A 2,440-nucleotide genomic window follows, 5' to 3' on the forward strand; every position below is an offset into this window, starting at 1 on the left:
GGGCGGGGCGCTGCGGCGGTCACGCCGCTTGGGGCTTGCTGCGCGACCAGATCAGGTCGTGCGTGCCGTCCTCGCCTTCAATCAGGCGGGCATAGACCGGAGCCGGGAACGAAGGGTCATCGAGGGTCACGGACAGGTAGTCCCGCCCGGCCTCGCTGGTCTTCTTCCACGCCGCGCCGATATCGTGGCTGGCGGCCTGAACGCGGAAGTCCGGGGCTTTCTCGCTGTCCCCCTTGTCGTTGGGAACCAGCTTGACCTTGACGTTGAGCGTCAGGGTGCGAAGCGTGCCGGTGAAGCCGTCTTTGTCTGCGGTGAAGGTGCCGATGTTGGCCATGATGATTTCTCCTTTCGGTTGAACAAGGTTCGCGCCCATCGCGTCCTTGTTGTGATCCGGCCGGCGGGGGACGGGCTGGCTGCACCGCTTGCGGTCGAAACGCAGTGGAGAGCCGGGAGGCGAAAAGAATTTGCTGCGCGAGGAAGCCGCGCAGCGGCGGGGAAATTGTTTTCGCCGGACGGTTGCAGCCATGAAGCCCGAGGCGCAGCCGCGCCCCCGCCAGGATTCATAACGAGACAAGGACGCCTTGGGCCGAACCGCTCCGAAAGGAGATGGGGCCAACTCGGCATCCCCGCCCGAAGGCTTCTCCGGCTCGCCCGCTGACGCGGGCCAGGTCAGCCCCGCAACGACAGGCGAGAACGCCTCCGCCACATCTTGCGGTGCCGGTCTTGAGGCGTGGCGTGGAAGTTCCATAGCGATGCCGGGCGGGTTGTCCGTGAACCGTCCATCGTGACGTGATGGGCAGGAACCGCCAGCGTTGAGGACGGCACGCACCTGCACAACCTGCCGCAGCAAGCGCCAGCGTGGTCGCCAGCGCTCCGTTCATCGCGGCGGGGCGCTGGCCGGGCCGATCCGGCGCAGCCGGTTTGGCCGCATCGAGAGGCGCCAAGCTGCGCGCGGCGGGGATAGCCCGCAGGGCTTTCCCTTGGAGGCAAGCGCAGCGCCGCAGGCGCGAAGGCGTGAGGGATTGAAGCCGAATGGCCGTGACAGCGAAGTCGGCACGGGGCGCAGCCCGAAAGCCCGGCGGCGCAGTGCGCCGACACGCCCAGGCAGTTCCAGATTTCCAAACAGGAAACGCGGACATGCCTCTGATGAAATGGGCGCGGCCTACGCTGCGGGGTATGCACGCGGCAAGCCGAAAACTGCTGGTGATTCCTGCGCACCGCGGGCGCTTCGGCTTGCAGGTCCATGCGGGCCTGGTATTGCCGGGCGGGAAGCCCGGTCACGTCAACGCCGCCGCCTGAACTGTGGTGATGGCGACGGCGTTCCGATTCGGCTGTGCGCTTGGAACACCGGGCGCGGCCACTGCCGCGCCCGGATTTTGCGTCCACCGCGTCCAGGTCGGAACGGCCTGGACGCGGTGCTGAACGCGATTATTACTTCGTCTCGATGAGCCACCACACGGCACGCGGCAAGGCGTGGCCCGTGATGGGATGAATGTCGGTGAGGTCGGCGCAAGCCGACCAGCCCGAGGGCGGGCGGTAGCCGCGCACGTCGCCTGCGCCGTGCCAGCGGCGGGCGCGTGCCTTGCCGGGGGCGTAGATCGCCGCCATGCGCGGGCGGCTGTTGGTGATGTGGGTCATGGGGCCTCTCCTTCCAGCGAAGCGCCCCGGTCGAGGCCGGGGCGCTTGCCTTCGGCGCGGGTCAAGCGGCCAGCGCCTCGGCGGGTTCATCCGCCCTTGCTTCGGCATCCTCCGGTGCGTCCTGCTCCGGGCCTGCCTCCTGCGCGCTTTCCCGTACTGCCTGCTGCGGGCCTTCGGCCTTGAAGATGGCGGGCATCCAGCCCGTACCATCGGCCAGCCGCTCGGCTTCGCTGGCAATGTCGGCCTTCTTGCGTTTCGCCAGTCGGGTGACGGATTCCGGTGCAAATGCGCCCACGGCATCCAGAATCACGGCCTTGGAAACGTGCTTGAAGTAGCCTTCTGCGGTCGGCTTCCACCATGCGGCCATGTCGAGGCCCACGGCCTGCGCCAGTTCCTCGCCGGGCTGGTATGGCGTGGCGCGGGGCGTTACCACGTCCACCGTGGAAGCCACGCACACGGCCAGCAGCCGCACCAGTTCGTCTTGCGACTTCGCCAGCAGCGCGGCGAACAGTTCGGCGCTGTCCTGCGGCAAGGCTTCGCCCGCCAACTCTTGCAGTTCGCGCAGCGCCACGGCAGCGGGCGATTCCGGCCAGTCCGGGGCCATGCCTTCTAGCCGGTCTTGCACCGTGAGGCGCACGCCCAGCGGCAGGCCGTCGCCGTAGGCGTCGGGTTGCAAGACGCTCTGCACCATGCCATGCACCAGCGCGGCCAGCGCGACGTGCGGATGCCGCGCGACTTCGATTTGCAGCGCCGCCGTGCGGTGGGCGCTCAACCGCTGCGCCAGCCGGTCGGACAGGCTCCC

Annotated in this window: 2 protein-coding genes and 1 pseudogene; all 3 read right to left on the reverse strand. The window is 68.5% G+C overall.

Annotated elements, in window-relative coordinates; genetic code table 11:
• Window positions 1–19: 19 nt before the first annotated feature.
• Window positions 20–334, reverse strand: a complete 315-nt coding sequence (locus A612_RS00545) for a DUF736 domain-containing protein (RefSeq protein WP_019372671.1) — start codon at window positions 332–334, stop codon at window positions 20–22.
• A gap of 1,097 nt (window positions 335–1,431) precedes the next feature.
• Window positions 1,432–1,638, reverse strand: coding sequence for a hypothetical protein (locus A612_RS00550; RefSeq protein WP_019372672.1), 207 nt, complete (start codon window positions 1,636–1,638; stop codon window positions 1,432–1,434).
• 61 nt (window positions 1,639–1,699) lie between these two features.
• A pseudogene (locus A612_RS00555) lies at window positions 1,700–2,440 on the reverse strand (chromosome partitioning protein ParB); the annotation flags it as partial.

It is taken from the genome of Melaminivora alkalimesophila (assembly GCF_000282995.1).
GTDB lineage: Bacteria > Pseudomonadota > Gammaproteobacteria > Burkholderiales > Burkholderiaceae_C > Melaminivora > Melaminivora alkalimesophila.

Bases quoted from the DNA above. Each gene is read 5' to 3' on its own strand.
- A612_RS00545 (WP_019372671.1), bottom strand. From the start codon at position 334: ATGGCCAACATCGGCACCTTCACCGCAGACAAAGACGGCTTCACCGGC.
- A612_RS00550 (WP_019372672.1), bottom strand. From the start codon at position 1,638: ATGACCCACATCACCAACAGCCGCCCGCGCATGGCGGCGATCTACGCC.